Annotated in this window: 1 pseudogene; it reads left to right on the top strand. The window is 48.8% G+C overall.

Going from position 1 to position 258, the window contains the following annotated elements:
* Window positions 1-258: pseudogene (locus tag SB725_RS32225) on the top strand (glutamine synthetase); the annotation flags it as partial.

Raw genomic sequence — 258 nt, 5'->3', positions numbered from 1 at the left:
GCCTTTACGCAGGAAGTGAAACGCTACCTGGAGCGCTACCCGAATACGCAATATGTTGATGTTTTACTTACTGATTTGAATGGTTGCTTCCGTGGAAAACGTATCCCTGTTGCAAGCCTGAAGAAGTTGGAGAAAGGGTGTTATTTCCCGGCCTCGGTGTTTGCAATGGATATTCTGGGCAACGTAGTAGAAGAAGCGGGTCTGGGTCAGGAAATGGGCGAGCCGGATCGTACTTGTGTTCCTGTTCTCGGTTCCTTA

Source organism: Pseudomonas sp. SIMBA_041 (genome assembly GCF_046535095.1).
Taxonomy (GTDB): domain Bacteria; phylum Pseudomonadota; class Gammaproteobacteria; order Pseudomonadales; family Pseudomonadaceae; genus Aquipseudomonas; species Aquipseudomonas mucoides.
Note: the sequence above shows the minus strand (reverse complement) of the source record. Positions and strands in the feature narration are given on the sequence as shown.